Raw genomic sequence first — 25,798 nt, forward strand, 5'->3', positions numbered from 1 at the left:
CGGAGCACCCGGACAGCGTCACCTCCGACGTCGTCCCCATCTGCGTAGGCTGAGCTCGACCCGTTCAGCTCCTGAGACGGGACCGGCTCTGAGACGGGAGGGCCTCGCACCCCGATGGACGTGGACTCCTCCGCGCGCGCCCCACGGGCCACGCTCACACCCCGCGGTCCCCGACGGCGGACCTCGACGCCGTCACGCCGAGAGGTGACACGCTGGTGTGTGACCGCCGCCGCACTGCTCGGCCTCACAGCGTGCAGCGCGCCGGCGACCGGACCGGGGAGCCCGACCAGGGCGGAGACGACACCCGCGTCGACGATCGCCGCCACCGCGCCTCCGACGACGACCTCCCTCCCACCCGGCGGAGCACCGACGGCCATCACCAAGGTCCTCACGATCGTCCTGGAGAACCACGGCGTCGCGGCGGTGAACCGCGACATGCCCCGTCTCGTGGCACTCGCGCACCAGTTCGGGCGGACGTCGAACGACCGCGCGGTGACGCACCCGTCGCTCCCGAACTACCTCGCCCTCGCCGGTGGATCCACGTTCGGCGTCCATGACGATGCGGGCCCGTCCGCCCACCCGCTCACAGGTCCGTCGGTGTTCGACCTCGCGATCAGCCACGGCCGGTCGGCACGAACCTATGCCGAGGCGATGCCGACGAGCTGTGCCCTCGAGAGCCACGGTCGCTACGCCGTCAAGCACAACCCGTGGACGTACTTCAGCGACCCCGAGTCACGCCGCAGCTGTGCCGTCGACGACGTGCCGCTGGGCACCACGACGTCAGGTCGGTTGGCATCCGACATCGCCAGCGGCTCACTCCCGACCGTCGGCCTGGCGATCCCGGACCTGTGCAACGACGCGCACGACTGCGGTCTGGCGACGGCCGACGCCTGGGTCGCGGACTGGGTCTCGCGCATCCAGCAAGGGACCGACTGGGCATCCGGTCACCTGGCCGTTGTCGTCACGTTCGACGAGGCCGAGACGGGCAGCGACAACACCGTGATGACCGTCGTGATCGCGCCGACGCTCCACGGGGCCGTTGTCGACCAGCCGCTGACCCACCTGTCGTGGACCCGCTGGATGAGCGACCTGGTCAACTCCCCCGCGCCTCGTGACGCGGCCGACGCTCCGTCGCTCGGAGCCGCCTTCGGCCTCTGACGTCCTGGCGCTCCGCAATCGCGGAGCGGGCGTCACAACATCGCCGACACGCGTCGACGGGCCCTCCTGCTGCGCACCGGAGGCCCCGTCGACGTGGACACCTGACGATCAACGGGCCACCGGTGACCCGACTGTCGCCACGGCTTGTTCGCGATTCCCATGATGCCACGCCTCGGCAAAGACGTCACCACATCTTCATCATGAGAATCTCACACGCACCGTTTGCCCGGGTTCGCCAGCGAGGATGCGCCATGTGGACCCGGCACTCGAGCCTCCGACCGGTGAACCGCCCCCTGCACGGCTCTCATGCCGCCACGCCGACGCCGGTCCCCGCCTTGTCCTGCGCCCCGGCCCTCGCCAGACTGGCCGCGCACTGCCGACAAGAATCGAGGCGCCCCATGTCCACGCACAAGCGAATCGGCATCCTCACCGCCGGCGGTGACAGCCCCGGGCTCAACGCCGCGATCCGCGGGTTCGGCAAGACCGCGATCGGCCACTACGGCTGGGAGCTGATCGGCTACCGGGACGGGATCACCGGCCTCGTCAACAACCGGCACATCCCCCTCGACGGCGCGGCCCTGTCCGGGATCCTCACCGTCGGCGGCACGATCCTGGGCACCAGCAGGGACAAGGTCCACAAGTTCCCCGTCGACGGCGAACCCGTCGACATGGTGCCGACCGTCGTGGAGAACTACCACAAGGAAGGTCTGGACGCCCTGATCCTCCTGGGCGGTGGCGGCACCGCGAAGAACGCCAAGCGCCTGGTCGACGCCGGCCTCAACGTCCTGCACCTGCCCAAGACCATCGACAACGACATCGCGATGACCGACACCAGCTTCGGCTTCGCCACCGCGCTCGAGATCGCCACCGACGCCATCGACCGTGTGCACTCCACGGCGCACAGCCACCACCGGATCATCCTCACCGAGCTCATGGGACACCGTGCAGGCTGGCTCACCCTGGGCGCAGGGTTGGCCGGCGGCGCTGACGTGATCCTGATCCCGGAGATCCCCTACACCGTCGAGAAGATCGTCGAGACGATTCAGGCCCGCACCGCGCGCGGCAGCTCGTTCAGCGTCATCGCGATCGCCGAGGGCGCACGCGACGTCGACGACACCGCCGACTTCGAGGCGGCCCGACTGCTCGCCAAGTCAGCGAGGACACCCGAGGCGGCACGTGCAGCGAAGTCGCACCTCGCGAACGTCGAGGACTCCCAGCGGGAGCACACGTTCCGCCTGGCTCGCGAGCTCGAGGCGGCAACCGGCCTCGAGTCACGAGTCACGATCCTCGGCTACGTCCAGCGCGGCGGCACACCGTGCGCTGCGGACCGCCTCCTGGCGACCAGGATCGGCGCCGCGGCAGCCGACCTCGTCGCGGCCGGGGAGTTCGGTTTCATGGTCGCGGCGCGCGGCGAGGGCACCGAGCCGGTGCCCCTCTCCGAGGTCGCCGGCAAGGTCAAGACCGTGCCGGTCGACCACGAGTGGGTCACAGCCGCACGCAAGGTCGGCACCGGCCTGGGCGACTGATCCACCTCGAACACGCGCCCGAGCCGACAGCCGGCAGGCACCTGATCGCACCGACGTACAGGAGGCACCACCATGCACGCACGCACTCTCGGCCAAGGCTTGCAGGTCTCAGCCATCGGCCTCGGGGCCATGGGCATGTCCACGGGCTACGGCCCCAACCCCGGCGACCGCGACGACATGATCGCCGTGCTGCGCGGCGCCGTCGAGCGCGGCGTCACGTTCATCGACACCGCCGAGGTCTACGGGCCGTACGTCAACGAGGAGCTCGTCGGCGAGGCCCTCGCACCGGTGCGCGACCAGGTCGTGATCGCAACCAAGTTCGGCTGGGACATCATCGACGGACGCTCCCAGGGCACCGACTCCCGACCCGAGCAGATCCGCCGCGTGGCCGATGCCTCCCTGCGCCGGCTGCGCACCGACGTCATCGACCTCTTCTACCAGCACCGCGTCGACCCGGACGTTCCCATCGAGGACGTCGCCGGCACCGTCAAGGAGCTCATCGACGCGGGGAAGGTGCGCCACTTCGGCCTCTCGGAGGCGGGTGCCGCGACCATCCGCCGTGCCCACGCCGTGCAACCGGTGACCGCCGTGCAGTCGGAGTACTCGCTGTGGACCCGCGACCCCGAGCCCGCGGTGCTGCCGACATGCGCCGAGCTCGGCATCGGGTTCGTGCCGTTCAGCCCGCTGGGCAGGGGCTTCCTCACCGGCACGATGGACCTCACCACAACCTTCACCGAGGGTGACATTCGCACCCGGGTGCCCCGGTTCGCCGCGGAGAACCGCGCCGCCAACGCGGCGATCGTCGATCACGTCCGCGCCCTTGCATCCGCCCGGAACGCCACCCCGGGTCAGGTCGCCCTCGCGTGGCTGCTCGCGCAGCAGCCGTGGATCGTGCCGATCCCCGGGACCCGTCACCTCGCGCGTGTCGACGAGAACGCGGCGGCAACGACCGTGCCGCTGTCCGCCGACGAGGTCGCGTTCCTCGACGCCCTCGCCACTCGCGTCGGCGTCCAGGGCAACCGGTACGACGACGCGGGCCTGGCGATGGTCGGCCTCTGAGTCCCGGGACATCTCCGCGTCCTTCTCCGGTGCAGCGGTCACCTCGACGTGTCCGACGGCAGGATCTGTGGGGGTCGTGGCCCGAAGATCGGTTCCCGCCGAGAGCGTCAGACGGCACCGTTCACACCGTGCTCGTCGCACCAGAGGTCCACGCTCGTTGTGGTCCCGAGGACAGCCGGGCACGACGCCCGCCCTCCGACGCTCCACCACACCCCAGGGGAACCTCATCAGTCCAGACCATGCGCGCGCAGGTGCTCACCGGGTTCGGTGCACCACTGACCCTCCGGGACGTGCCACGACCACACCCCAGCCCCGGTGAGGTGCTGGTCCGCATCACCTCGAGCGGCGTGAACCCGCTGGACGTGAAGATCGCTGCGGGCGCCGCCGACCATGCCCAGCCGACGCTGCCCACCATCCTCGGACTCGACCTGGCTGGTGTCGTCGTCCAGGTCGGTGCCGACGTCCACGACCTTCGGCCCGGCGACGAGGTGTACGGCATGACCGGGGGCGTCGGGGGCATCCCCGGCAGCCTCGCCGAGTACGCCGCAGTCGACGCCACCTTGTTGGCCCGCACGCCGGCGACCCTCACGGCGATCCAGGCTGCCGCTCTTCCGCTGGTGTTCATCACCGCCTGGGAAGGGCTGGTCGATCGGGCGGACGTCCGCGAGGGACAGCGGGTCCTGGTGCACGGTGGCGCGGGCGGCGTCGGGCACGTCGCGATCCAGATCGCCCGAGCCCGGGGCGCACGGGTCTACGCGACCGGAAGTGCCGGACAGCTCGAGGTCATCGACGCGCTCGGTGCCGCCCCGATCGACTACCGGAGGACGCCGGTGGCCGACTACGTCGCGGCACACACCGGCGGCGAGGGCTTCGACGTCGTCTACGACACCGTCGGCGGGGCGACGCTGGACGCCTCGTTCACCGCGGTGCGCCGATACGCGGGGCACGTCGTGAGCAGCCTGGGCTGGGGAACCCACAGCCTCGCCCCGTTGTCCTTCCGCGGTGCCACCTACTCCGGCGTGTTCACCCTCGCGCCGCTGCTGACCGGTCGGGGCCGCGCTCACCACGGCGAGATCCTCCGCGAGGCCACGGCCCTTGCCGAGGCAGGCGACCTCACCCCAATTGTCGACGCACGAGTCTTCTTGCTCGACGACGCCCCCGAGGCCCACCGGCTCATCGAGACCGGCGGAGGCGCAGGGAAGCTGGTCGTCCGCGTCCGGAGCTGACCCGGCAGCGGCCGCGACCGCCGTCGGGGCCAGCCGACACGCCGCACCGGGGCCTCGTCGGTGGATGATGAGCGCGGGCCGTCGACGAGCCCCGGACCGGAGGTCGCACCGCGTGAGCGCGCCGCACACGGGAGTACCAGCACGGAGCCATCGCGTCGGGATCCTGGTCCACGACGGCGTCACGATGATCGACGTCGCCGGACCTGTCGACGTCTTCGGCCACGCGAACGCGCTCGGCGGTCGCTACGAGGTCGCGATCGTCTCTCCGGACGGCACCGATGCGACGACCTCGGCCGGGATGCGGCTGGCAGTGAGCGGGAGGGCCGTCGACGCCGGTCCCTTCGACACGGTGCTGATCCCCGGCGCCTACAACATGATCGACACCCCGTTCGATCCGCTGCTGCTCGAGGCGACCAGGCACCTGGTCACCCATGCGGGACGGGTGACGTCGGTCTGCACGGGATCGTTCCTCCTGGCCGAGGTGGGGTTGCTGGACGGTCGTCGTGCGACCACGCACTGGCGACAGGTGGCGACGTTCGCGCGCCGCTACCCGACGGTCGACGTCCAGCTCGATGCGCTGTACGTACGGGACGGCTCCATCCTCACCTCGGCAGGGGTCAGCTCGGGGATCGACCTGTCATTGGCGTTGGTGGAGGACGACCTCGGGGTGAAGGTCGCCCGCGACGTCGCCCAGGCCATGGTCGTGTTCATGCAACGGTCCGGCGGGCAGTCGCAGTTCTCCGCCCCCTCGCGCAACCATGTCGGTCGCGACCGCCCCCTGCGCCCGCTGCTCGACGCGATCGCCGCAGATCCCGCCGAGGAGTACACGGTGGCGAGGATGTCGAGGATCGCGGCGGTGAGCCCGCGACAGCTCACCAGGTTCTTCCACGACGAGATCGGCACGACGCCGGCGCGCTACGTCGAGCTGGTCCGCCTCTAGAGCGCACAGGCGCTGCTCGCCGCCGGGTACACCGTGTCCTCGGCTGCCGTCCGGAGCGGGTTCGGCAGTGCAGAGGCCCTCCGACGCGTCTTCACCCACCGCCTCGGCATGTCTCCCAGCGCCTACCGCGCCCAGGCACGCGCCTGACGTCGGCCCGCGCCTCACTCCGGAGCGCATGTCCGCGGCCCCGGGACACGTCCTCGGCGCTACCACGGCTCTCGTCCTCTTGGCGATCGCGAGCCTCTGTCGACTCGACACGGAACCCCCGGAGGTGCGTCAGGTGGCTTGCCGCGTCGAAGTCGTGGGGGTCAGTAGGTGAAGGTGGCCATGCGGGTGCGTAGGTCGGTGGACAACCGGGCCAGCTCGGTCACCGCGTCACCCATCTGCCCCAGCACCTGCGCACTGGAATCGGCAGCCGAGGCCACCCCGGTGATGTTCACCGCGATCTCCCCCGACCCCGCCGCCGCCTCCGCCACCCCACGACTCATCTCGTTCGTCGTGGCCGTCTGCTCCTCCACCGCGCTCGCGATCGTCAGCTGGAAGTCATTGATGCTCGCGATGATCGAACTGATCTCCCCGATCGCCCGCACCGCACCGGCCGTATCAGACTGGATCGCCGCCACCCGACGCGCAATGTCCTCCGTAGCCCGCGCCGTCTCCTGCGCCAACTCCTTGACCTCACCAGCCACCACCGCAAACCCCTTACCCGCCTCACCCGCACGAGCCGCCTCGATCGTCGCATTCAGCGCCAACAGATTCGTCTGCTCCGCAATGCTCGTGATCACCTTCACCACGTTCCCGATCTCCTGCGAACTCACCCCCAACTTCACCACCGTCTCATTGGTCGCAGCCGCCACCCCCGTGGCCTGACCCGCCACCCGCGCCGCCTCATTCGCATTCTGCGCAATCTCCCGGATCGACGCCCCCATCTGCTCCGCCCCCGCCGCCACCGCCTGCACATTCCTACTCACCTGCTCCGCCGCAGCCGCCACCACCCCCGCCTGCACACTCGTCTCCACCGACCCCGCCGACACCTGAGACGAACTCACCGACAACTCCTCCGCCGCCGACGCCACCGTCCCCGCCGTCTCCACCACCCCCGACACCACACCCCGCAACGCATCCTGCGCCACCACCAACGCCTGAGCCATCTGCCCCACCTCGTCACCCGACGACACATGCGGGCGAGCCGTCAGATCACCCCGCGCCAGTGCTTCGAGGGGACTCCTTCACGCGGGCGACGCCGCGCGTGATGGCGTTGGTCGTCAGCAGCGCCAGAGTGATCACGACCATCAGCGCGATCGCGAGTCCGCTGATGAGGATGACTTTCGCCTTGGCGAAGTTGGAGTCCGAGTTGGCGTTGACGCTGTCGGAGATCGCCTTCACCTCGCCCTGCAGGGCGTCGATGTCACCCTTCAGGGCGTCGACTATCGGCTGGCTGACGTTCGAGACGACCGAGTCGTAGGTCGTGAGGTCATTCGACATTGCCGCTGGGACCAGCTGGCCATCACGGGCGGCGAGCCACTTGTCCCGATCCGAGATGTACGTCGTCCAGCTCGGCAGCGTCGCACCCTCTGTCGCCCCGAAGGCGGCGATGGCGTCCTGGATCACCTTGTCGTTCTCGGCCATCTTCTGCTTCCAGGCGGCCTTGGAAGCGGACGATCCCGCCGCCGCCAGCTGGGCGACATAAGCCTGCGCAAGCCCCTGATGCGCGTCAATTGTCTCCATCGGCACCATGAGGTCGGACTGGACAGCCATGAGGTGGTCGGTGTCCCTCATCATGCCCGACATCTCTACGATTCCCAGGATGCCGGCCCCGACCGCTACCAGCGCCAGCAGCCCGATCACCAGGAGAAGCTTGATGCGGATCCCCAGGTCGGTGAACCGTCGATGCGACGACCGACCCCTGCTGGCCTCAGATTCGACTGACAGACTCTGTGCGTGCTGCGTGCTCATGTTCTGGTGCCCCCCGAGGCGATCTCCGCGTGTATGTGCCAGTCATTCTTTCGACACGGTCGTCGTTGTATTGAGGAGAACGAGTTGAATGACTCGTCTTGCATGACATCGCCTATTGCAGATAAGGCACGCCTCACCTAAATATCACTACCATCTGCCCGGATTTGCGGCGCATTCTTCCATGCCGACCCGTCACGATGCCGCGAGGTCGGAGAGCTCGCGCGCTGCCCCACCAGCGCCTACGGCGTGGTCGCGCGCGTGATCCCGTCCGTCGTGCTGCCCTACGCCTTCATGAGCTACTTCCCGGCCACGGCAGTGCTGTCCCCCGGCCGCACGTCCTGGCTCGGCCGCTCACCCGGGTCGCCGCACCGTCCCTCGGACGCCTGGCGCCCCGCGCACCAGTCCCCTCGAACCAGGTCCGGGCAGCGGACGCCGCCGGTCAGATCGCCGCGCCGAGTGCACGCCCCCCGTAGGTGCGGACAAGCTCCTGCACGACCGCGCGAGCATTCGCGTCGCGGACGTCCACCGGTACCGGCGGCAGGTAGTCGTCCCAGACCGCCATCATGGTGCCGCGCAGCTGGGGCATCCGGGTCGGCCGGGCGTAGAAGAAGACGTGCGCATGCGCTCCCCCGTCGCCCCACCTGCTGACGTGGGCGCGGGCGACGCTTGGCAGGGCTTCGATCGCTGCACCAAGAGCCACCATGATCTGCCCCATCTCGGCAGCACGGTCTATCGGCAACGTCGTGAAGTCGAAGTGGGCGTGCGGCGAGAGGATGAGAACCAGCGGTGCGCCGCTGGAGTCGGCTACCGAGAGGTGCCAGTGGTCATCACGCCAGATCTCTCCGTCGACAGGGCCGTCGTCGTGATCGCACGCGTCGCAAGGCGACCCACCTTCGCCACGGCGCGGCGCCTCGGTCGGGGCGAGCGGGCCGATCGGCTTGAGTCGCAGGCCGTCCGACTCGAACGGGAAGATCTCCCAGGCCTGGATCTCGGCATTACCCGCCAAGCGGCCGTCGGCATCGGTGGCCGCCTCGACGCGCGCGTAGTAGTCCTCGATCTGCTCCGGCATGCGATCAACCTAGCGGTGCGCGGCGGTTGCCCTCCACCAGTGCCGCCGCCCGAGGGTGATGCCCCGAGGCGGGACCTCGACGACGAGTGCGGCCGGGGGTGCACAGACGCCCGGCGCGAACCGGGCCCCGGATGACATGGCACAGCCGCTGGCCCCGTCGTGCGCCCGGCCGAGCACGCTGCGCAGGCTCCCGCTACTGGACGAGAATCAGGGAATCTCCGACGAAGACGTTCGTGTCGTTAGCCGTGTAGGGATTCCGCTGCACCAGCTGCCACTGGGCGTTGCCGCACGCCGCGAGCCCGAATCGCTCCGCGATCTGGCTGAGGGTGTCGCCCGTGGCGACCGTGTACGAGGCAGGCGCGCCGAGTGCATCGATCGTGACCGCTCCTTCCGCACCTGTTGACGGACCCGTATCGACCGCAGCGAGAAGCGTGCCGGGCGCGCACTGTGCTGTGCCCGTCCGACTCTCGACAACGGGGTACTGGGCCAAGCAGGTGTAGAACGCAAGATCCACCACTCTCGACCTCGGATCGGACCGTGCCACGTTCCGGATCCCGCTGACCTGCCAGGCGTCGACACCCGCGTCCAACCGGCACACGGTCTGGACTTCACGGAACTCGGACGCGGCGATGTAGCGCACGACATCGACCTGGGGCGGGTCAGCGATGCCGGCCTGCGCTGCATAGGCTCGAAGAAGGTCCGCGCGATGCCGTTCGGCCTCACGCGTCGCCACGACGGGTTCAGCCGTGGTCGCGGTCGACGCCCGGGGGAAGGCTCGGCGGGCAGCGGCGCCGCATCCCGACGGGAGTCCAGCGAGGCGATGCCGCCAACGATGAGGACGGTGGCCGCGACTCCGGCGGACACACGCACTGCCATCACCAGACGGCGATGGCGTCGGGCGGATCGCAGGACCTGCTCACGGTCCACGCGAATGTCTGGCGCCGCGTCGGCAACGGCGCGGCGCTCTCGAATGAAGTCCTCGTCGTCCATCGTGTCGACTCCCTCAACGACCTGCGGTCGGCATGTTCGGCTCGATCGGCTCGCGATAGCTCGTGTCGGTGTCCCCCATGAGGGTCCGGAGCTGGGCCAGACCACGCGAGGCCGTCGACTTCACCGTGCCGACTGAGATCCTCAGGTCCCTGGCGACGTCCTCCTCGGGGAGGTCCATGAGATAACGCAGGACGACCACGCGCCGACGCTGCGGGCTGAGCTCTCTGAGCGCCCGCACGAGCATGTCGCGGTCCGCATGCTGGTCGGCCCCGGAGCGCGCGAACCCGTCAGGCATCTCGTCAGGTGACGTGAGCACCTCTCGGCGGTGTTTGCGCCAGCTGTCGATCCGAAGGTTCGCCAAGACCCGCCGTGAGTAGGCCAACGGGTCCGTCTCGCGGGCGCGGGGCCACGCCATGTAGGTACGGATCAGCGCCTGCTGAACGAGCTCCTCCGCGCGATGCACGTCGCCGCACAGAAGCCACGCGGTACGCCCGAGGTGGGCTCCGGCGTGCTCGACGAACGCCGAGAACTCCGCATCCCGGTCTGCCCCGACGATGGCTACGTGGACATCACTCTCCTCGGGGGTCTCGCCAGTCACTGCCCCACCCCCCGGAAGCGACGTCTCTCTACGCTCTTCACGGATGAGAGGGTCCCCAGGTTGCTCGCCCACGAGACTTGGTCGACTGACTTCGTGTCACCCGGCCGCACGGCCGCTACCGAACGGCGTCACTCACCGTCAGCACACCGAACCAGCAAGACGAAGGGCCTCACCTGCCGGCACCGGGACGCACTGTACGCAGGCTCCCAGGTGACTGTGGCCCGCATCGAGAAGAGGGCATGTCCGGGAGCGTCACAACGACCGGCGCTGTCTCGTCTCAAGGGACGCCAACAGCGGTGATCGACTGAGAGTGTGGAGGTCTTGTGATGCGTGTATTCGTGGCTGGAGGGACAGGTGCCATCGGCCGGAGGCTGGTTCCTCAGCTGGTCGCACACGGCCACCAGGTGACTGCCTCAACCCGGAGCGCGGCCAAGCTGGACGAGCTCAGGGCGTTGGGTGCTGATCCGGTGGTCATGGACGGGTTGGACGCTTCGTCGGTCGGGGAGATGGTCGCGCGTGCGGAACCCGACGTGGTCGTGCACCAGATGACCGCTCTGGCCGGGAACCCGGACCTGCGCAGGTTCGACCGGTGGTTCGCGACCACGAACCGGCTGCGGATCGAAGGCACGGAGCACCTGCTGGCGGCAGCCGAGGCAGCGGGGGTGACCCGGTTCGTCGCGCAGAGCTACACCGGCTGGTCGAACACCCGCACCGGTGGCCCGATCAAGACCGAGGACGACCCCTACGACGCGGACCCGGCCGAGCACCAGAGGGAGTCGATCAAGGGGCTCCAGTTCCTCGACCGGGTGGTGCCCTCGGCCTCGATGGAGGGTGTCGTGCTGCGCTACGGCAACTTCTACGGCCCCGGCGCGACCGAGGCGGTGGTTGAGCTGATCCGCAAGCGGCAGATGCCGATCATTGGCGACGGCGCCGGTGTCTGGTCCTTCATCCACCTCGACGACGCCGCCGCTGCGACGGTGGCAGCCGTGGAGCACGGTCGACGCGGGATCTACAACCTCACCGACGACGACCCCGCCCCGGTCGCCACCTGGCTTCCCTATCTCGCCGAGCAGGTCGGGGCGAAGAAGCCGATGCGGGTGCCGGTCTGGCTGGGCCGGTTGGCTGCGGGCGACGTTGCGGTCCGTTGGATGACCGAAGGCCGCGGCTCGTCCAACGCGAAGGCCAAGCGCAAGCTCAACTGGCAGCCGCGGTGGAGCAGCTGGCGCGACGGCTTCCGCCACGGTCTCACCGACCCGGCGACCGGCGGCACGGCCCCCAGTTCCGCCCCCGGGTCGGTTGGCCGCGGGGAGGCGGCCAGGTGACTCACCCCGCGGGAGGACGCGGGGGCTCGGGGATCTCCGGCACGGAGACCTTCGAGTCGCTGCGTCCACTGCTGTTCTCGATCGCCTACCGGATGCTGTCGAGCGTCACTGACGCCGAAGACGTGGTCCAGGAGGCGTTCGTCCGCTTCCAGCAGGCACAGGCAGACGGTGTCACGATCGCCTCCCCCAAGGCCTATCTCTCGTCGGTCGTGACGCGGCTGTCCATCGACCAGCTCCGTTCGGCACGCCACCGGCGAGAGGCCTACGTCGGACAGTGGCTGCCAGCACCGCTGCTGACCGACGAGGCGCACGACCCCGCCGACCTGGTCGAGCAGGTCGATACGCTTTCCATGGCCTTCCTTCTCGTTCTCGAGCGGCTCAACCCGGTCGAGCGCGCCGTCTTCCTGCTACACGACGTCTTCGCCTATCCCTACGACGAGATCTCCGAGATCGTCGGCAAGACCGAGGCCAACAGCAGGCAGTTGGCGGCACGCGCCAGGCAGCACGTCCGTGCCGAGAAGCCCCGCTTCGAGGCCTCCGCGGAGCAGCGCGACGCCTTGGCCAGCCAGTTCTTCGACGCGCTCAGAGACGGGGACGTCGACGGCCTGGTCTCGATGCTCGCCGCGAACGTGGTCACCTACGGCGACGGCGGTGGCAAGGCACCGCAGTGGGCCCGGCCCGTCGTAGGGGCAGGGCGCGTCGGTCGGCTGTTCGCCGCGTTGAGCGACGAGATCCGACGACACCGGATCCGGATCGAGCCGCACGCGGTCAACGGCCAGCCGGGCGCGATCATGCGTACTCCCGCAGGGGAGATCGTCAACGTCTTCGTCCTCGACATCACCGACGGCAAGGTGCAGACGATCCGATCGGTCATCAACCCCGACAAGCTGGGCCACCTCGGTCCCGTCGCCGACGTCCGCGCCCTTCGCGCCCAGGACCGGCAACACACGGACACAACCGAAGACCGCAAGGAGCACGCATGAGCGACGCGCGGCGAGAGCGCCGTCGACACCGGTGTTTCGAAAGATCGCACGGGCAATCGCGATGGTCTCTCCGCACAGGTGGCCACCTGTCTCACTCCTGACCCACGCGACCCTGGCCGACCAGGTCGCGACGACCATCACCCAGTCGGGCGACGACGCGGCCCTCATTCGCACCGACCAGTGCGCCTCGGCCGCCCGCCTGGGCCGGAGGTGCGTGCGGTCGGTGTTCGGGAGAGGCTGGCCAGATCGATCGGAAGGAGAACAACCTTGAGCACCTCGACACCACCGATGGATCCGGGGACCTCGGAGGCCACGGCCCGCCAGCTCGAGCTGGCCCGGGCGCAGGGCCGGGCGTATCGCGCCGCCCTGGACCACATGACGAGCGATGTCGCCCACGACGGTGGGCACACCACCGTGGCGGACTACCTGGTCGGGTACGCGATCGAAGAGGCCGAGGGGATGTACGCCCTGGAGGACGGCAACCTCCTCTGGCGTAACCCGGGCGAGGCGAACACGCACGTCGAGGTTGTCGTGTGCGACGCCGCGGACGGCCGATTCGTGCCCGGCCTGGACGTGACGGTGACCTTGGTGACGCCCGACGGGCGCGAGCTGGGACCTCACACCCAGGACATGGTGTGGCACCCGATGATGTATCACTACGCCCGCAACTGGACTCTGCCCGCAGACGGCGAGTACATCCTGCGTGTGCATATCGAGCCGCCGACGTTCATGCGTCACGACGAGGTCAACGGGCGCCGCTTCACCGCCGCCGTGGACGTCGAGTTCACCGGTGTCAGCATCACGCGCGGCGCCGAGCCCGTCGACCCGCCGGCGTGAGGGTCGGCATCGGCGCGGCGACGGACGTGGGACGACCCCGTGCACTGGCCTTCGGCAGTTGCCGTGCTGGTGTCCGCGCGTTGGCGTCGGGTCGGACCCTGCTTCCCGATCCGCTCGTCCACCTCTGACCGGAGCGCCACAGCACCGACCTTCGACACCCTGCTCGCCGCGACGAGACCGTACTCCGTCTGTCGACTCGAGCGCTGCGGAGCGGTCTGCGTCAGCCACCGCCGGGCAACCCGTACCTCGCGAGAGATCCGCTCCCGCCCCTCTCGTCATGAGTCTTCCTCCGCCTCCGAGTGTCTGTTGATCTGTGCTCCGTCGCGCGGGGTCGGGGTTCGTCGAGGACGCGGTCGTACGGGCAATCCCGCGTCGGCCTGGCAGCCCGGTGAGCCGCCCTGCTACGCGTGGCATTTGTCATGGATGACGGACAACGGGCGCGGCGAGAGTGTCGATGTCGAAGTTGCGGGTATCGCGGAAGTCATGCAGGATGGATTTGAACCTGTCGCGCCCGGGAACAATCTCGCAGGTCTCGAGCACGAGGCGCCGCGCCGTTGATCGCGTTGGAAGGAGCCTGACATGAAACCGACCGTGAACGCCAGGAACATCCCTCTCCACGTCGTGGCGGGCTAGAAGAAGCAGGCAATCTGCGCGACGAAAAAGGACGGCCATCTCGGCGTCTGAGCGCAGGTCGCGGACCCGGCGAGTGGCTGATCATGGCCGGCGAGAACGCCAGTTCCGCCGAGCTCGAACGACAAGATCCCGTTGAGTGCGCTTTCTGCCACGAGCGCGCGCGCCAAAGGAGGAAGAGCATGATTGTTCTGGGTATCGTATTGATCGTCCTGGGCCTGGTCGTAGCCACGCTGCACATCCTGGTCACGATCGGCATCGTCTTGTTGGCAGTCGGCCTCGTGCTCGCGGTGCTTGGTGGCACGGGACGCGCGATCGCCGGTCGCAGCCACTGGTGGTGAGGCCCCCTCGCCGGCCCGGTCACACGCCGATCGGGAGCAACCGTCCGGAGTCCTCAGGAGTCGTTGGCCGATCGCGACGCGGATTCGCCTCGTCTCTGGGCTCGTCGGCGCCACCGGTGAGCGCCGCAAAGCTCCGGTCGCGTCGCGGCTTCCTTCCGCACGTGGCCTTCGCTCCCTGCCTGCGTGAGGAGGCAGGGCAGATCCCGTGCGGTTCACGTGGGCCGCGCGGGACGAGGCTTGGCGTGGGACGGGCCGTCAAGCCTCGACCGTCGTCGCACACGTTGATCCAGTGGTCAGTGAGCTGAGGAGGCCTTCGTGACCGAGATCTCACGTCTGCCCGGGCCGCAGTGGGAAATCTGGGAGTGGCAGTACCAGGGAGCGTGTCGGGAGGCCGATCCCGCCCTGTTCTTTCACCCGCAGAGCGAGCGTGGGGCACAGCGCCGTCGACGGGATACGGCTGCGAAGGCAATCTGCGCAGAGTGTCCGGTGATCGATGAGTGCCGAGAGCATTCGTTCGCGGTTCGTGAGCCGTACGGGGTCTGGGGCGGACTGACCGAGGATGAACGTGCCGAGGTCCTCGCCCGTTCTGTCCGAAAGTCGGCTTGACTGGTCCACGCACCGAAATAGGCGCGGCCCATTTCTGGCGTATGGCACCGCATGGCTGTTCACATGGATGCCGTTCACGGCGGGGCATGCCGATGTCGACTGTGAGGTCCTCGAGCGAGCGACCACGACACCCGCGGCTAGCGGTCTCTTGGTGCGGGGTCGGACGGGCAGACATCCGTTGGCGACTCTCTGCGTCGAGTGGCCTGCTGCGTCGAGTGACGTGCTCGTTTACATCGCTTCCTTGATCCCGATCTTGATCAACCACCAGTTGACCGGGTAGGCGGTGGCGAATCCGGCGAGCATGGCGAGCTGCATCACCCACCAGAACTCCGGTGTGAGCACGGCCGCCCGTCCGCCGGTGGTGGCGGGCAGCACCACGAGCTGGGCCAGGGCCATCAGCCCGTACATCCCCACCTGCCAGGACGTGATCGACAGCGTGTCCGCCTTGATCGCCTGCCACAGGCTGCGCCGGGCGGACTGGTGGGCCATCGGGGCGATCGCGGCGTACTGGAAGGCGATGCCGATCAGGTAGGCGGCGACGAAGTCGAGCACCCAGCGGGCGTACATCTCGTCGGAGAACACCGTGCCCAGCCCGGCGACCGCAGCCAGACCGGGGACCGCCACCAGGCCCAGCTCCGCGACGAGATCGCCGAGGGTGCACCCCGCACCACAGTGGCTGGCGCCGGTGGCGACCGAGATCCGCAGCGGCACCTCCGTTTGCGCGTCGTGGGCCCCACGGGGCGCCGCGCGTCCCCACCGCAGGTACAGGCGCAGCCACAGCAACCCGCCGAAGAGCATCGTCACCGGCCACACCACCGACATCACCCCCATGGACTGGGGTCGCCGCGCGACGTCCACGGCCGTCCACCCGGCGACGGCGACAGCCACAGCGAGTGAGGCGACGCTCAGCACGGTCAGCCAGGCCGGGAAGTCGGCCGTGTGCAAGATGACCAGGTCGGCGCGGATCAGACCACCCGCCACTGCTCGGCGTCCGGGCGAAGCCTCATCCCGTGCCCCGTGTCCGCGTTCGGTGCCACCACGCCATCGGTGACGACGGGCACGCCGTCGAAGAGCATCGCCTCGAGCCTGGTGTGATCGTGGAACCACTCCAGGTGCGCAAGTGTCGGCGCGCAGCCGGCGACGTGGACCGACAGCGCCGGCGCGCAATGGGTGGAGATCGGCCGTTCGAAGGTCTGGGCGAGAGCGGCGACTCGTCGCCAGCCGGTGAACCCGCCGCAGCGGGTGACATCTGCCTGCAGGGTGTCGACGGCGCCGGCGATGAGCAGGTCGCGGAAGTCGGCGGGAGTTGAGCCGTACTCCCCGGCCGCGATGTCGGCCTCGGCGTGACGGCGCACGTGCGCCAGGCCCGGCAGGTCACGAGAAGAGACGGGCTCCTCGAACCACACGACACCGTGCTCACGCATCGCGCGCTCGACCCGGACGGCCTGTCCGACGCTGTACCCGCCATTCGCGTCCACCATCAGGTCGACGCCGGCTCCGACAAGCTCACGGACCTCGGCAACCCGACCGAGGTCTCGCTGGACCGCCGTTCCCCACGACTCACCGATCTTGATCTTGACCGCGCGGGCGCCCAGCCCGTCGACCCAGCCGAGCACCTGCTCGGCGGTGCGGTGCGAGTCGTAGGTGGTGAAGCCACCACTTCCGTAGATCCGCAGCTGCTCGCGCACAGAGCCGAGAAGGCTGCAGACCGGCATCTCGAGCAGACGCCCTGCGAGGTCCCACATCGCGATGTCGATGGCAGACACCGCTGCCGCGCCGAGCCCGGGCACACCGACGTTGCGCAGCAGGCGCAGCGTCGCGTCGTGCACCGCGACGGGGTTGAGCGCGTCGCGGCCGATCACCTCCGGTGCGAGTACCCGGTGCACGAGGTCGCCGGCGGCCCGGTCGGTGTAGGTCCAGCCCACGCCCGTCGCGTCGCCCGCGGCGACCTGGACGACCACGACCGTGGTGGCGTCCCAGGCGAGGGTGCCGTCCCCCTCCGGTCCATCGGTCGGCACCGTGTACGCGGCAACCCGGACGTCTCGGACCGGGGCCGTCAGACGGGCCACGACGGCCCCCCGTTCGCGCGGTCGGGCGCGGCAGGTGCGTGTGCTGAGCGGTTCCGCACGAGCTGCGGCGGCCCCGGCCGAGTCCCGATCGCGTCCTCTGGCCGAGTCGCCGGCAGCCTGTTCTGCAACGCGCCGGCCAGCAGCTCGGCCAGGTGCACGGCCTGTCGACCGGTCCCGGTCTGCTCGATCTGGGTCCGGCAGCTGAACCCGTCGGCCAGGACGACGGCGTCGTCGGGGGTCGTGCGCAGGGCCGGAAGGAGCTCGTGCTCGGCGACCGCGACCGATACGTCGAGGTGGCCCGCCTCGAAGCCGAAGTTCCCCGCCAGGCCGCAGCACCCGCTGACGGTCGTGGCGTCGACCCCCGCCCTCCGCATGAGCTCCGCGTCGGGGTCCGAGCCGAGCACGGCGTGCTGGTGGCAGTGCGGCTGGACCAGGGCGGCCCGGTCGACGTGCGGTGGCTGCCACCCGTCGGTCGAGGTCAGCAGCTCGGCAAGGGTCCTGGTCTGGTCCCGCAGGCGCACCATGTCGTGGTCGTGCGGAAAGAGCTCCGGACCGTCGGACCTGAAGACGGCTGTGCAGCTCGGTTCGAGCCCGACCACCAGCCCGCCCGCCCTGAGGTGCGGTGCCAGGTGACGCAGCGTGCGGCGCAGGACACGCTCGGCGATGTCGAGCTGGCCGGTGGAGATCCAGGTCAGCCCGCAGCACAAGGTGCCGTCCGGGATCACGACCCGGTACCCGGCGTCCTCGAGGACCTCGACCGCCGCCTGGCCGACGTGGGGGTGCAGGTTGTTCGTGAAGGTGTCCGGCCAGAGCATCACGTCACCGCGTTCGCCGGAGCCGCGGGGTCCACGACTCCGGTAGGAGTCGGTGAACCGGTGGTCGGCGAAGTAGGGCACCGGCCGGTCCGGCTCGATGCCGCCGGCCTGCTGGGCGAGCCGAGTGAGCGGGCCGGCGTGCGAGATCGCGTTGACGGCGCGCGGCGCGAGAGCGGCGAGCCGAGCCCACAAGGGCAACCAGCCCATCGCGTAGTGCGATGCGGGTCTCAACCGGTGCGCGTAGTGGTGCGACAGGAACTCCGCCTTGTACGTGGCCATGTCGACGTCGACCGGGCAGTCGCTCTTGCAGCCCTTGCAGGCCAGGCACAGGTCGAGGGCGTCACGGACTGCTGTCGAGCGCCAGCCGTCGGTGATGGGGCTGTCCGGGTGGTTGCTGAGCATCTCGAACAGCAGACGCGACCTGCCGCGGGTGGAGTGCTCCTCGTCGCCGGTCGCCCGGTAGGAGGGACACATGACTCCCCCGGAGTGGCTGCGGCACTGTCCGACACCGACGCAGCGCAGCACTGAACGGTCGAAGCTCCCGTCGTCACTCGGATAACGGAAGTGCAGGTCGCGGGCTTCGTGCGGGGCGTAGTCCGGTCCGAGTCTCAGGTTCTCGTCCAGGCGGTTCGGGTGGACCACCTTGCCGGGGTTCATCCGGTCGTCCGGGTCGATCAGGGCTTTGAGCTGGGTGAACGCCTCGATCACCCGGTCGCCGAACATGATCGGCAGCAGCTCGCCGCGCTGCTGGCCGTCTCCGTGCTCCCCGGAGAGGGATCCGCCGTAGCTGCGCACGAGGTGAGCCGCTCGGTGCAGGAACCGGCGGTAGTGCGCGACGCCCGGGGCGGTGGTCAGGTCGAAGGGGATCCGGATGTGCAGGCAGCCGTGACCGAAGTGGCCGTAGCGAGACGCCTTGCCGTAGCCGAACTCGTCGAGCAGGTCGCCGAAGTCCCGCAGGTAGTCTCCCAGGCGTTCTGGCGGGACTGCCGAGTCTTCCCAGCCTGGCCACGTGTCTGCCATGTCCGGTACCCGGGCGGTCGCGCCGAGTCCTGACTCGCGAACGTCCCACAGGTCCTGGCGGTGCGCCGGGTCGGTGTACTCCTGGCTGGTTGCTCCGGCGTCCTCGGCTTCGGTCACCAAGGCGTCCATCCGTTCTCGAAGGGTCGCCTCGTCGTCGGCGCCGAGCTGGACCATCAGCCAGCCTTCGCCGGGTGGGAGCAGTCCAAGAGCCCCGGCGTTGAGGCGCTTCTCGCGCTCGAAGTGGATGAGGCGCTCGTCCATGCCTTCGACCACGAGCGGGTCGTGGCGGTTGACCATCACCACGGCGTCCGCAGCCTGCTCGATCGAGGGATAGCCGAGCACGACGAGTGCCTTGTGCGCCACGAGGGGAACCAGCTGCAGCTCGGCGTGCAGCAGGGTGACGAGCGTGCCTTCTGACCCGGCCAGCGCCTTCCCCACATCGAACCCGTTCTCGGGCAGCAGCGAGTCCAGGTCGTAGCCGGAGACGCGGCGGGGTATCTGCGGATACCGGTCGCGCACCGCGTCACCGAATTCCTCGACGATGTGCCGCAGGCCCTGGTAGATCTCGGCGCGGCGACCGCCTGCGGCGACGATCTCGTCGTACTGCTCCTCGCTGGTCGCACCGATCCACATCCGGGTGCCGTCATAGGTGAGCACCTCGGCGCGCACGAGGTTGTCGACGGTCTTGCCGTAGGCCTGGGCGGTCGATCCGCAGGAGTTGTTCCCGATCATCCCGCCCAGCGTGCAGCGCGAGTGGGTCGAGGGTTGGGGGCCGAACTGCAGCCCGTGCTCGGCGAGGGCAGCGTTGAGCTCGTCCAGGACGATGCCCGGTTCGACGATCGCGGTGCGTCGTGCGGTGTCGACCGATACCAGCCGGTGGCAGTACTTGGACCAGTCGAGCACCACGGCGACGTTGCAGGCCTGGCCGGCGAGGCTGGTGCCGCCTCCTCGGGACACGAGGGGTGCGCCCATCTGCGCGCACACCGCGACCGCGGCGACTCCGGCCGCCACGGTCCGAGGCAGGACCACGCCGAGGGGGACCTGACGGAAGTTGGATGCGTCGGTTGCGTACGTGCCGCGGGAGCCGACGTCGAACCTGACCTCTCCGTCCACCGCCTCGGTGAGTCGGCGCTCGAGCTCGCGCAGGTCCAGGCCCGCCAGGTCCGCGTGACGGCGTACCGGAGTGGGGAGCTGTGTGGTCACGCTCAGCTCCCGAGCTGGGAGATCTTGTCCTTGAGCAGCGTGGTCCCTATCGCCACCTTGTGCGGCTGGCCGTGCAGGAACGCAGTTGCGAACTTCTTCGCCTGCTCGTAGGAGACCTTGCCCGGCAACGGCGGCTCGTTCGGTTCGACGTCGACGTCCAGCAGGGCGGGCCCGTCGAACGCGAGCATGTCGGCGACCGCGTCGCGAAGCTCCCAGGGCTCTGTCACCTTGCGGCCGAACCCGCCGCACGACCTCGCCCAGCCGGAGAAGTCCGACGTCGGCTCGGGGAAGCGCACGCCGTGCTCGGGGTAGCCGAGCACCATCTGCTCCCACAGGATCTGTCCGAGCGAGCTGTTGTTGTTGATCACGACCTTGATCGGGAGCTTCTGCTCGGCGGCGGTGAGGAACTCGGCCATCAGCATCGCGAACCCGCCGTCGCCGACGAATGCGATGACCTGCCGGTCGGGGAAGGCGTGCTGGACACCGTTCGCATAGGGCAGGCCGGGGGCCATCGTCGCGAGGTTGCCCGACAGGTAGAACTCGCGCGAGCCGCGGATCGTCCAGTGCCGGGCCGCCCAGGTGGCGATCGTGCCTGAGTCGCAGGTCAGGACGGCGTCGTCGGCGGCGAGGTCGTCGATCACGCTCATGAGGTACTGCGGTGCGATCGGTGAGCGCTCCGGGTTCTCCAGCGCCGCCATGTTCACCCGCCAGTCCGTCATCGCCTTCTGGTACTTCTCCAGGTGCGTGCGGTCGTCCCGGCGTGTCAGCAGAGGCAACAGGGCCGTGAGCCCCTCCTTGGCGTCGCCGATCATCGGCACGTCCGTCGCGATTCGTGTACCGGCGCGCGCAGGGTCGGCCTCGAGCTGGACCACCGTGGCCTGTCCGGGCGCCGGAAGGTGCTGGCTGTAGGGGAAGTTCGTGCCGATCATGAACAGGGCGTCGCAGTCCTCGGCCAGCTCCTCCCCTGGCTTGGTGCCCAGCAACCCGATGCCTCCGACGGCCAGCTCGTGGTCGTCGGGGATGACGGCCTTGCCGGACAAGGTCTTGATCACCGGGGCACCCAGGGCCTCGGCGACGGCGAGCACCTCGTCACGCGCGTGCAGCGCGCCCGCACCGGCCAAGATCGCTGGACGCTGCGCGGCGTTGAGCACCTCCGCGGCGCGAGCGAGATCCTGCTCGCGCGGGCGGCCAGGTGCCGGCAGGTACACCGGTGCGGTGTGCGGCGGGGTGGCGGGCGCGACATGGGCGAACGGGTCGGCGTCGGCGTCGGCGACCTGGATGTCGTTCGGGACGGTCAGGTGCGCCACGCCGCGCCGGGCGTAGGCGGTGCGGATCGCGATGTCGACGACGCCGGGCAGCTGAACGGGGTTGGTGACCAGCAGGTCGTACTCGGCGACGTCGGCGAACACCTTGTCCAGGGCGACCTCCTGCTGGTACCCGGTGCCCAGCACGCTGGTCTCCTGCATGCCGGTGATCGCCAGGACCGGCTGGTGGTCGAGCTTCGCGTCGTACAGGCCGTTGAGGAGGTGGATCCCGCCCGGGCCGGACGTCGCGAGGCACACGCCGATGCGTCCGGTGGCCTTCGCGTGGGCCGCGGCCATGAAGGCCGCTGCCTCTTCGTGGTGCACCAGGACGAAGCGCACCTTGTCTTGATGCCGGCGCAGGCCCTCCATGATCCCGTTGATCCCGTCACCGGGAATCCCGAAGACGGTGTCTACTCCCCAATCGGCTAGTCGCTCGATCAGGGCTTCCGAGGTGATCCGAGTCATCAATTCACGTTAAACACGTTTGTCACGGTCCGCATCTGGAGCGGGGTGACCGCCTCGAACGTGGTCGCGCGGACGACCGGATTGCGCGGACTACTGGTCCGCCCGCCCGGTCACAGGGGTGCGTGCGTGGTGCTGTGTCGCCCCGCCGAGGGTCGTCGAGGTCTCCAGGAGCAGGGCGTGGACGAAGGCCTGCGGCAGGTTGCCTCGGAGCTGGCGTTGTGTCACGTCGAACTCTTCGGAGAGCAGTCCCGGTGGCCCGGGGACGCTGCGGTTGCGTTCGAAGATGCGGATGGCCTCGGTGTGGTGGCCTTGCTGCCACTCCGCCAGTGCGAGGGTGAACCCGCACAGCAAGAAGGCTCCCTCTGCAGTGCCGAGGGGCTCGCCGCCGACGTCGTACCGGTAGACGTACCCGTCGACGAGAAGCGTCTTGCGGACCTGTTCCAGGGTGGCGACCGTGCGGGGGTCCGACGCGGGGAGAGCTCCGCGGACGGCCGGGAGCAGCAGAGCGGCATCGACGTCGCGCAGGCCCGGGCTGCGTTGCCAGTACCCCTGCGGGTTCAGGCATCGTCGCGAGGTCTCGTGCAGGATCTCCGCGGCGAGCCGTGTGGCGCGGTGCGGGTCGCCGAAGGCACGGACGGTCGCGGACGCCCGGAGACCGGCCACGCACGCCAGGCGGGAGTGGGTCCACCAGTCGTCGTCGAGCTCCCAGATCCCGGCATCCGGCCGGCGCCAGCGCGCCTCGATCACGTCGACGGCCACGTGTACCGCCGCGACCACGTCCGGGTCGAGGACGTCGTGCCGGGCGGCTGCGGTGAAGAGCTGGAGGGCTTCGCCGGGTGCGTCGAGCTGGAACTGGTCGTTGACCCAGTTGCCTCGGACGTCGGCCCCGCCGGGGTACCCGGCCAGGGCGAGGCGCGACTCGTCGGGGACGCGTCCGCCGTCGACGGTGTAGGCAGGTGTGAGGTCGGTGCCGTCCGCGAGCAGGGCACCGGCGACGAAGCTCGTCGCAGACCGCAGGAGCGGGTGGGCCCCGTCGGCGGCGACGGCGATCCCTGCGTAGCACTGGTCACGGATCCAGACGTAGCGGTAGTCGTAGTTGCGTCCCTGCTCGGCGCGCTCCGGAAGTGACATCGTGGCCGCCGCAACCATGCCACCGCCGCTGGAGGTCAGACCGCGCAGCACCGCGTAGGACTGCCGCGCGTCCGAGGGCGCCGCACCGCCCGCGAACGACGGGACCGCGCCGGACCACTCACGGGCGGTGCGGACCCACGCGTCCTCGGGATCGACCGGTGCGGGCAGCGGCACGTCGGAGACCTCGAGGACGAGATCCCTCGCACTGTGCGGTGCGAGCTCGAGGTCGAACACGAGCTCGCCCGACGCGGAACGTGACGCCTCAGGCGCACCCGACCAGCGCATCGTGAGGCCGCCGCTGCGGGCCGTCCACCGACCGTCGGCGTCGCGGTGCAGGTCGGTCATCGTCGCGTCGCCGAAGCCGGCTCGGACATCGAGCAGGACGCGAAGCCGGGCCGGGCCGTCGCGGGACTCGATCCGTCGCAGGATCACGGCGCGGTGCGGGTCCGCAGGCATCGCCAGGGCGTCGCGACACTCGATCACCGTGCTCGTGGTCACCCACCTGTTGCGCCAGATCAGCGACCCGGGCTCGTAGGACCCTCCCCACACGTGCGTATCGGACGGCGTGACCGCGTAGCCCCCTTCCCCACCCACCAGGAGCGAGAACACGGCGTCGTCATGCCACCTCGGCGCGCACATCCAGGCGAGGTCTCCGTGCGGTCCGCACAGGGCGCCCCGCTCCCCGTCGGCGATCAGCGCGTAGTCGCGCAGGACGTGCGGGGCGTAGCCGGCGAGCGACTCGGCGATCACGGCGCGTGCTCCGCGCGTGCAGCGATCGCCGCCGAGGCGAGCGCTGCCACCGTCGCCAGCGCGCCGCTCGCCGCCGCTGCCCGGCGGCGCTGCGAGGAGCACGCCGCGAGCGCGACCATGCTCACGGCGTGCACGGCATCGACCAGGGCGGACAGCTGGTGCACCCCTACCCGTCGGGTGGTGGCCACCACGGCCCCCTGCCCGATGAGCCGGGCACCGAGGACCCGTGCCCCGATGCGCGTCGCGGCGTCGTGGTCGGCTCCGATGAGAGCGACGACACGCCGGGGCGAGGAGACCAGCGCGACCCCGAGCCCGAGCTGTACTGCGCCGAGCACGCAGGCGCCGGCAGGTGCCCCCCTCACCGTCGCCCCGCGAGGTAGACGCCGAGACCCACTGCGGCAGCGCCGATGGCAGCGAGCGTCCCGTGGTGGTGGGACGCCCACTGCTGGGGGTCGCTGGAGTGGGACTGCTGCGTGAACACCCCCCGCATCCCGTAGTCGTGGCCGTCACGGCCGTCCGCGGGCTCCCACAAGTTGCTGCGCGCCTCGGGGTCGGTCTGGTCACCGGTCTGCTGGGAGTCGAACCCGGTCCGCGCCAGGTAGCGGTCCAGCAGCCCCGGCGCCAGTGCGTTCGCGGCCAGCGTCGCCGCGGTGCTGGACCCGACCCAGTACTCGCGCCGACGCGGGTGCTCGGCCGCGAACAGCACGGCGCGCCCGGCGAGCTCGGGGTCATAGATCGGCGGGACCGGTTGGGCGTGCCGCGGGAGCTTGTTCAGCAGCCAGGAGAACTGCGGGGTGTTGACCGCGGGCATCTGCACCATCGTCACGCTCACGCCGCTGGCCTCGTGCAGGAGCTCGCACCGCAGCGACTCATGGAACCCCTGGATCGCGTGCTTGGCGCCGCAGTACGCGGTCTGCAGCGGGATCCCCCGGTAGGCCAAGGCCGATCCGACCTGGACGATCGTGCCGCAGTCGCGTGCTCGCATGCGCTTCAGGGCGGCCATCGTGGCGTAGACGTAGCCGAGATAGCTCACCTCGGTCGCACGCCGGTACTCCTCGGGCGTGATGTCGTCGAACCGCGAGAAGACGGACGAGAACGCGACGTTCACCCAGACAGCGATGGGACCGAGCGTCGACTCGACCGTGCCGGCTGCGACCTCGACCGCGTGCGCGTCGGCCACGTCCACCGGGACCACGAGCGCCTCACCGCCGGCCCGTTCGACCTCGGCCGCGACGCCCGCCAGTCCCGCCTCACCACGCGCCAGCAGCGCCACGCGTGCGCCTCGTCGTGCGAAGGCGACCGCGGCGGCGCGCCCGATCCCTCCGCTCGCGCCGGTGACGACCACGACCTCACCGCGTCCTATCGGTGTCCCTCTCATGCATCCGCCCTCTCTGTCGGCCACGTGCCGATGGACTCGAGCACAAGCCATCGACGGTACGAAGGATCAGGCCGACCCGCATCTGGAAAGACCGCCGGCTGTCGGCGCCTGGACGGATCACAGTTGCCGTGTCGGTCCTCACCTTGCGTCTTGGCCGAGGCACGATCTCGGGCTGTGGCGCGCGTCGCGTGCGCGCTTCTCACGCCGGTCGCGAGGTCGTCAGTGGGGGCGGGGCGCGCGGATCCGCGCCGCCTTCAGGAGAGGAGTCCCCTCGTGTCTGTGCGCCCTCGGGGACCCGACCCCCGAACCCGCTGCGCGGTCGAGCCGCCATCGTGGGGGCACGCGAGCAGTTCGCTGCGACGTGGTCATGGACGCCCGCGGACGCCTGGCGCAGGCTCACGGCCGCTCGTCCGCACGGGCGA

Annotated in this window: 23 protein-coding genes; 11 read left to right on the forward strand and 12 right to left on the reverse strand. The window is 69.8% G+C overall.

The window, feature by feature from the left end; genetic code table 11:
* Positions 1 to 219 precede the first annotated feature (219 nt).
* From LJB74_RS00870 to LJB74_RS20505, 6 genes are all read left to right on the forward strand, one after another.
* A complete protein-coding gene (locus LJB74_RS00870; protein WP_259306758.1) occupies positions 220 to 1,158 on the forward strand; it encodes an alkaline phosphatase family protein in 939 nt (312 codons plus the stop codon).
* 398 nt (positions 1,159 to 1,556) lie between these two features.
* Positions 1,557 to 2,684: a 6-phosphofructokinase gene (locus LJB74_RS00875; protein ID WP_259306759.1), complete on the forward strand. Its 1,128-nt coding sequence runs from the start codon at positions 1,557 to 1,559 to the stop codon at positions 2,682 to 2,684.
* A gap of 72 nt (positions 2,685 to 2,756) precedes the next feature.
* On the forward strand, positions 2,757 to 3,743 hold the full coding sequence (locus tag LJB74_RS00880) for an aldo/keto reductase (protein WP_259306760.1): 987 nt from the start codon (positions 2,757 to 2,759) through the stop codon (positions 3,741 to 3,743).
* A gap of 290 nt (positions 3,744 to 4,033) precedes the next feature.
* Positions 4,034 to 4,969, forward strand: coding sequence for a zinc-dependent alcohol dehydrogenase family protein (locus LJB74_RS00885; protein WP_259306761.1), 936 nt, complete (start codon positions 4,034 to 4,036; stop codon positions 4,967 to 4,969).
* Positions 4,970 to 5,081: 112 nt separating this feature from the next.
* Positions 5,082 to 5,909, forward strand: a complete 828-nt coding sequence (locus tag LJB74_RS00890; protein ID WP_259306762.1) for a GlxA family transcriptional regulator — start codon at positions 5,082 to 5,084, stop codon at positions 5,907 to 5,909.
* Positions 5,910 to 5,921: 12 nt separating this feature from the next.
* A complete protein-coding gene (locus LJB74_RS20505; RefSeq protein ID WP_310650883.1) occupies positions 5,922 to 6,056 on the forward strand; it encodes a helix-turn-helix domain-containing protein in 135 nt (44 codons plus the stop codon).
* Between the two features lie 161 nt (positions 6,057 to 6,217).
* Here LJB74_RS20505 and LJB74_RS20510 read toward each other — a convergent pair whose 3' ends face one another.
* The 5 genes from LJB74_RS20510 to LJB74_RS00910 form a co-directional block, all read right to left on the reverse strand.
* Positions 6,218 to 7,060, reverse strand: coding sequence for a methyl-accepting chemotaxis protein (locus LJB74_RS20510; RefSeq protein WP_310650782.1), 843 nt, complete (start codon positions 7,058 to 7,060; stop codon positions 6,218 to 6,220).
* Positions 7,061 to 7,106: 46 nt separating this feature from the next.
* A complete protein-coding gene (locus tag LJB74_RS20515; RefSeq protein ID WP_310650783.1) occupies positions 7,107 to 7,757 on the reverse strand; it encodes an MCP four helix bundle domain-containing protein in 651 nt (216 codons plus the stop codon).
* 547 nt (positions 7,758 to 8,304) lie between these two features.
* The gene (locus tag LJB74_RS00900; protein ID WP_259306763.1) at positions 8,305 to 8,934 is read right to left on the reverse strand and encodes a hypothetical protein; all 630 of its coding nucleotides are present in this window, start codon (positions 8,932 to 8,934) and stop codon (positions 8,305 to 8,307) included.
* A gap of 193 nt (positions 8,935 to 9,127) precedes the next feature.
* Positions 9,128 to 9,574, reverse strand: a complete 447-nt coding sequence (locus tag LJB74_RS00905; RefSeq protein WP_259306764.1) for a LysM peptidoglycan-binding domain-containing protein — start codon at positions 9,572 to 9,574, stop codon at positions 9,128 to 9,130.
* A 363-nt stretch (positions 9,575 to 9,937) separates the two neighbouring features.
* A complete protein-coding gene (locus tag LJB74_RS00910) occupies positions 9,938 to 10,522 on the reverse strand; it encodes a SigE family RNA polymerase sigma factor (protein ID WP_259306765.1) in 585 nt (194 codons plus the stop codon).
* A gap of 326 nt (positions 10,523 to 10,848) precedes the next feature.
* Between LJB74_RS00910 and LJB74_RS00915 the strand changes: the two genes are divergently transcribed.
* From LJB74_RS00915 to LJB74_RS00935, 5 genes are all read left to right on the forward strand, one after another.
* Complete coding sequence (locus LJB74_RS00915) at positions 10,849 to 11,844, forward strand: NAD(P)-dependent oxidoreductase (protein ID WP_259306766.1); 996 nt, start codon at positions 10,849 to 10,851, stop codon at positions 11,842 to 11,844.
* Entirely contained in the window at positions 11,841 to 12,827 is a 987-nt protein-coding gene (locus tag LJB74_RS00920) for an RNA polymerase sigma-70 factor (protein WP_259306767.1), read from the forward strand. Before LJB74_RS00915 ends, LJB74_RS00920 begins: the two co-directional genes overlap by 4 nt.
* Positions 12,828 to 13,094: 267 nt before the next feature.
* Positions 13,095 to 13,664: an iron transporter gene (locus LJB74_RS00925; protein ID WP_259306768.1), complete on the forward strand. Its 570-nt coding sequence runs from the start codon at positions 13,095 to 13,097 to the stop codon at positions 13,662 to 13,664.
* Between the two features lie 716 nt (positions 13,665 to 14,380).
* Positions 14,381 to 14,635, forward strand: coding sequence for a DUF6131 family protein (locus tag LJB74_RS00930; RefSeq protein ID WP_259306769.1), 255 nt, complete (start codon positions 14,381 to 14,383; stop codon positions 14,633 to 14,635).
* A gap of 315 nt (positions 14,636 to 14,950) precedes the next feature.
* A complete protein-coding gene (locus tag LJB74_RS00935; protein ID WP_259306770.1) occupies positions 14,951 to 15,241 on the forward strand; it encodes a WhiB family transcriptional regulator in 291 nt (96 codons plus the stop codon).
* Between the two features lie 228 nt (positions 15,242 to 15,469).
* Here LJB74_RS00935 and LJB74_RS00940 read toward each other — a convergent pair whose 3' ends face one another.
* From LJB74_RS00940 to LJB74_RS00970, 7 genes are all read right to left on the reverse strand, one after another.
* Positions 15,470 to 16,222 carry a DUF4396 domain-containing protein gene (locus tag LJB74_RS00940; protein WP_259306771.1) on the reverse strand — a complete coding sequence of 251 codons (753 nt, stop codon included), beginning with the start codon at positions 16,220 to 16,222 and terminating at the stop codon, positions 15,470 to 15,472.
* Positions 16,207 to 17,310: an enolase C-terminal domain-like protein gene (locus LJB74_RS00945; protein WP_259306772.1), complete on the reverse strand. Its 1,104-nt coding sequence runs from the start codon at positions 17,308 to 17,310 to the stop codon at positions 16,207 to 16,209. Before LJB74_RS00945 ends, LJB74_RS00940 begins: the two co-directional genes overlap by 16 nt.
* The gene (locus tag LJB74_RS00950) at positions 17,298 to 20,348 is read right to left on the reverse strand and encodes an FAD-binding and (Fe-S)-binding domain-containing protein (protein ID WP_259306773.1); all 3,051 of its coding nucleotides are present in this window, start codon (positions 20,346 to 20,348) and stop codon (positions 17,298 to 17,300) included. The genes LJB74_RS00945 and LJB74_RS00950 overlap by 13 nt, the downstream gene beginning before the upstream one ends.
* A 2-nt stretch (positions 20,349 to 20,350) precedes the next feature.
* Positions 20,351 to 22,117: a thiamine pyrophosphate-binding protein gene (locus tag LJB74_RS00955; RefSeq protein WP_259306774.1), complete on the reverse strand. Its 1,767-nt coding sequence runs from the start codon at positions 22,115 to 22,117 to the stop codon at positions 20,351 to 20,353.
* A 90-nt stretch (positions 22,118 to 22,207) separates the two neighbouring features.
* Positions 22,208 to 23,998 (reverse strand): glycoside hydrolase family 15 protein, encoded by a 1,791-nt coding sequence (locus LJB74_RS00960; protein ID WP_259306775.1) that lies wholly within the window; start codon positions 23,996 to 23,998, stop codon positions 22,208 to 22,210.
* Positions 23,995 to 24,360: a hypothetical protein gene (locus tag LJB74_RS00965; protein WP_259306776.1), complete on the reverse strand. Its 366-nt coding sequence runs from the start codon at positions 24,358 to 24,360 to the stop codon at positions 23,995 to 23,997. Before LJB74_RS00965 ends, LJB74_RS00960 begins: the two co-directional genes overlap by 4 nt.
* On the reverse strand, positions 24,357 to 25,376 hold the full coding sequence (locus LJB74_RS00970; protein ID WP_259306777.1) for an SDR family oxidoreductase: 1,020 nt from the start codon (positions 25,374 to 25,376) through the stop codon (positions 24,357 to 24,359). The genes LJB74_RS00965 and LJB74_RS00970 overlap by 4 nt, the downstream gene beginning before the upstream one ends.
* Positions 25,377 to 25,798: the final 422 nt, after the last annotated feature.

This window comes from Cellulomonas sp. P24 (assembly GCF_024704385.1).
Classification (GTDB): Bacteria; Actinomycetota; Actinomycetes; order Actinomycetales; family Cellulomonadaceae; genus JAJDFX01.

Coding starts and splice junctions, on each gene's coding strand:
- LJB74_RS00875 (WP_259306759.1), top strand. CDS start 1,557: ATGTCCACGCACAAGCGAATCGGCATCCTCACCGCCGGCGGTGACAGC.
- LJB74_RS00880 (WP_259306760.1), top strand. CDS start 2,757: ATGCACGCACGCACTCTCGGCCAAGGCTTGCAGGTCTCAGCCATCGGC.
- LJB74_RS20510 (WP_310650782.1), bottom strand. CDS start 7,060: ATGGCTCAGGCGTTGGTGGTGGCGCAGGATGCGTTGCGGGGTGTGGTG.
- LJB74_RS00900 (WP_259306763.1), bottom strand. CDS start 8,934: ATGCCGGAGCAGATCGAGGACTACTACGCGCGCGTCGAGGCGGCCACC.
- LJB74_RS00915 (WP_259306766.1), top strand. CDS start 10,849: ATGCGTGTATTCGTGGCTGGAGGGACAGGTGCCATCGGCCGGAGGCTG.
- LJB74_RS00930 (WP_259306769.1), top strand. CDS start 14,381: ATGGCCGGCGAGAACGCCAGTTCCGCCGAGCTCGAACGACAAGATCCC.
- LJB74_RS00955 (WP_259306774.1), bottom strand. CDS start 22,117: ATGACTCGGATCACCTCGGAAGCCCTGATCGAGCGACTAGCCGATTGG.
- LJB74_RS00970 (WP_259306777.1), bottom strand. CDS start 25,376: ATGAGAGGGACACCGATAGGACGCGGTGAGGTCGTGGTCGTCACCGGC.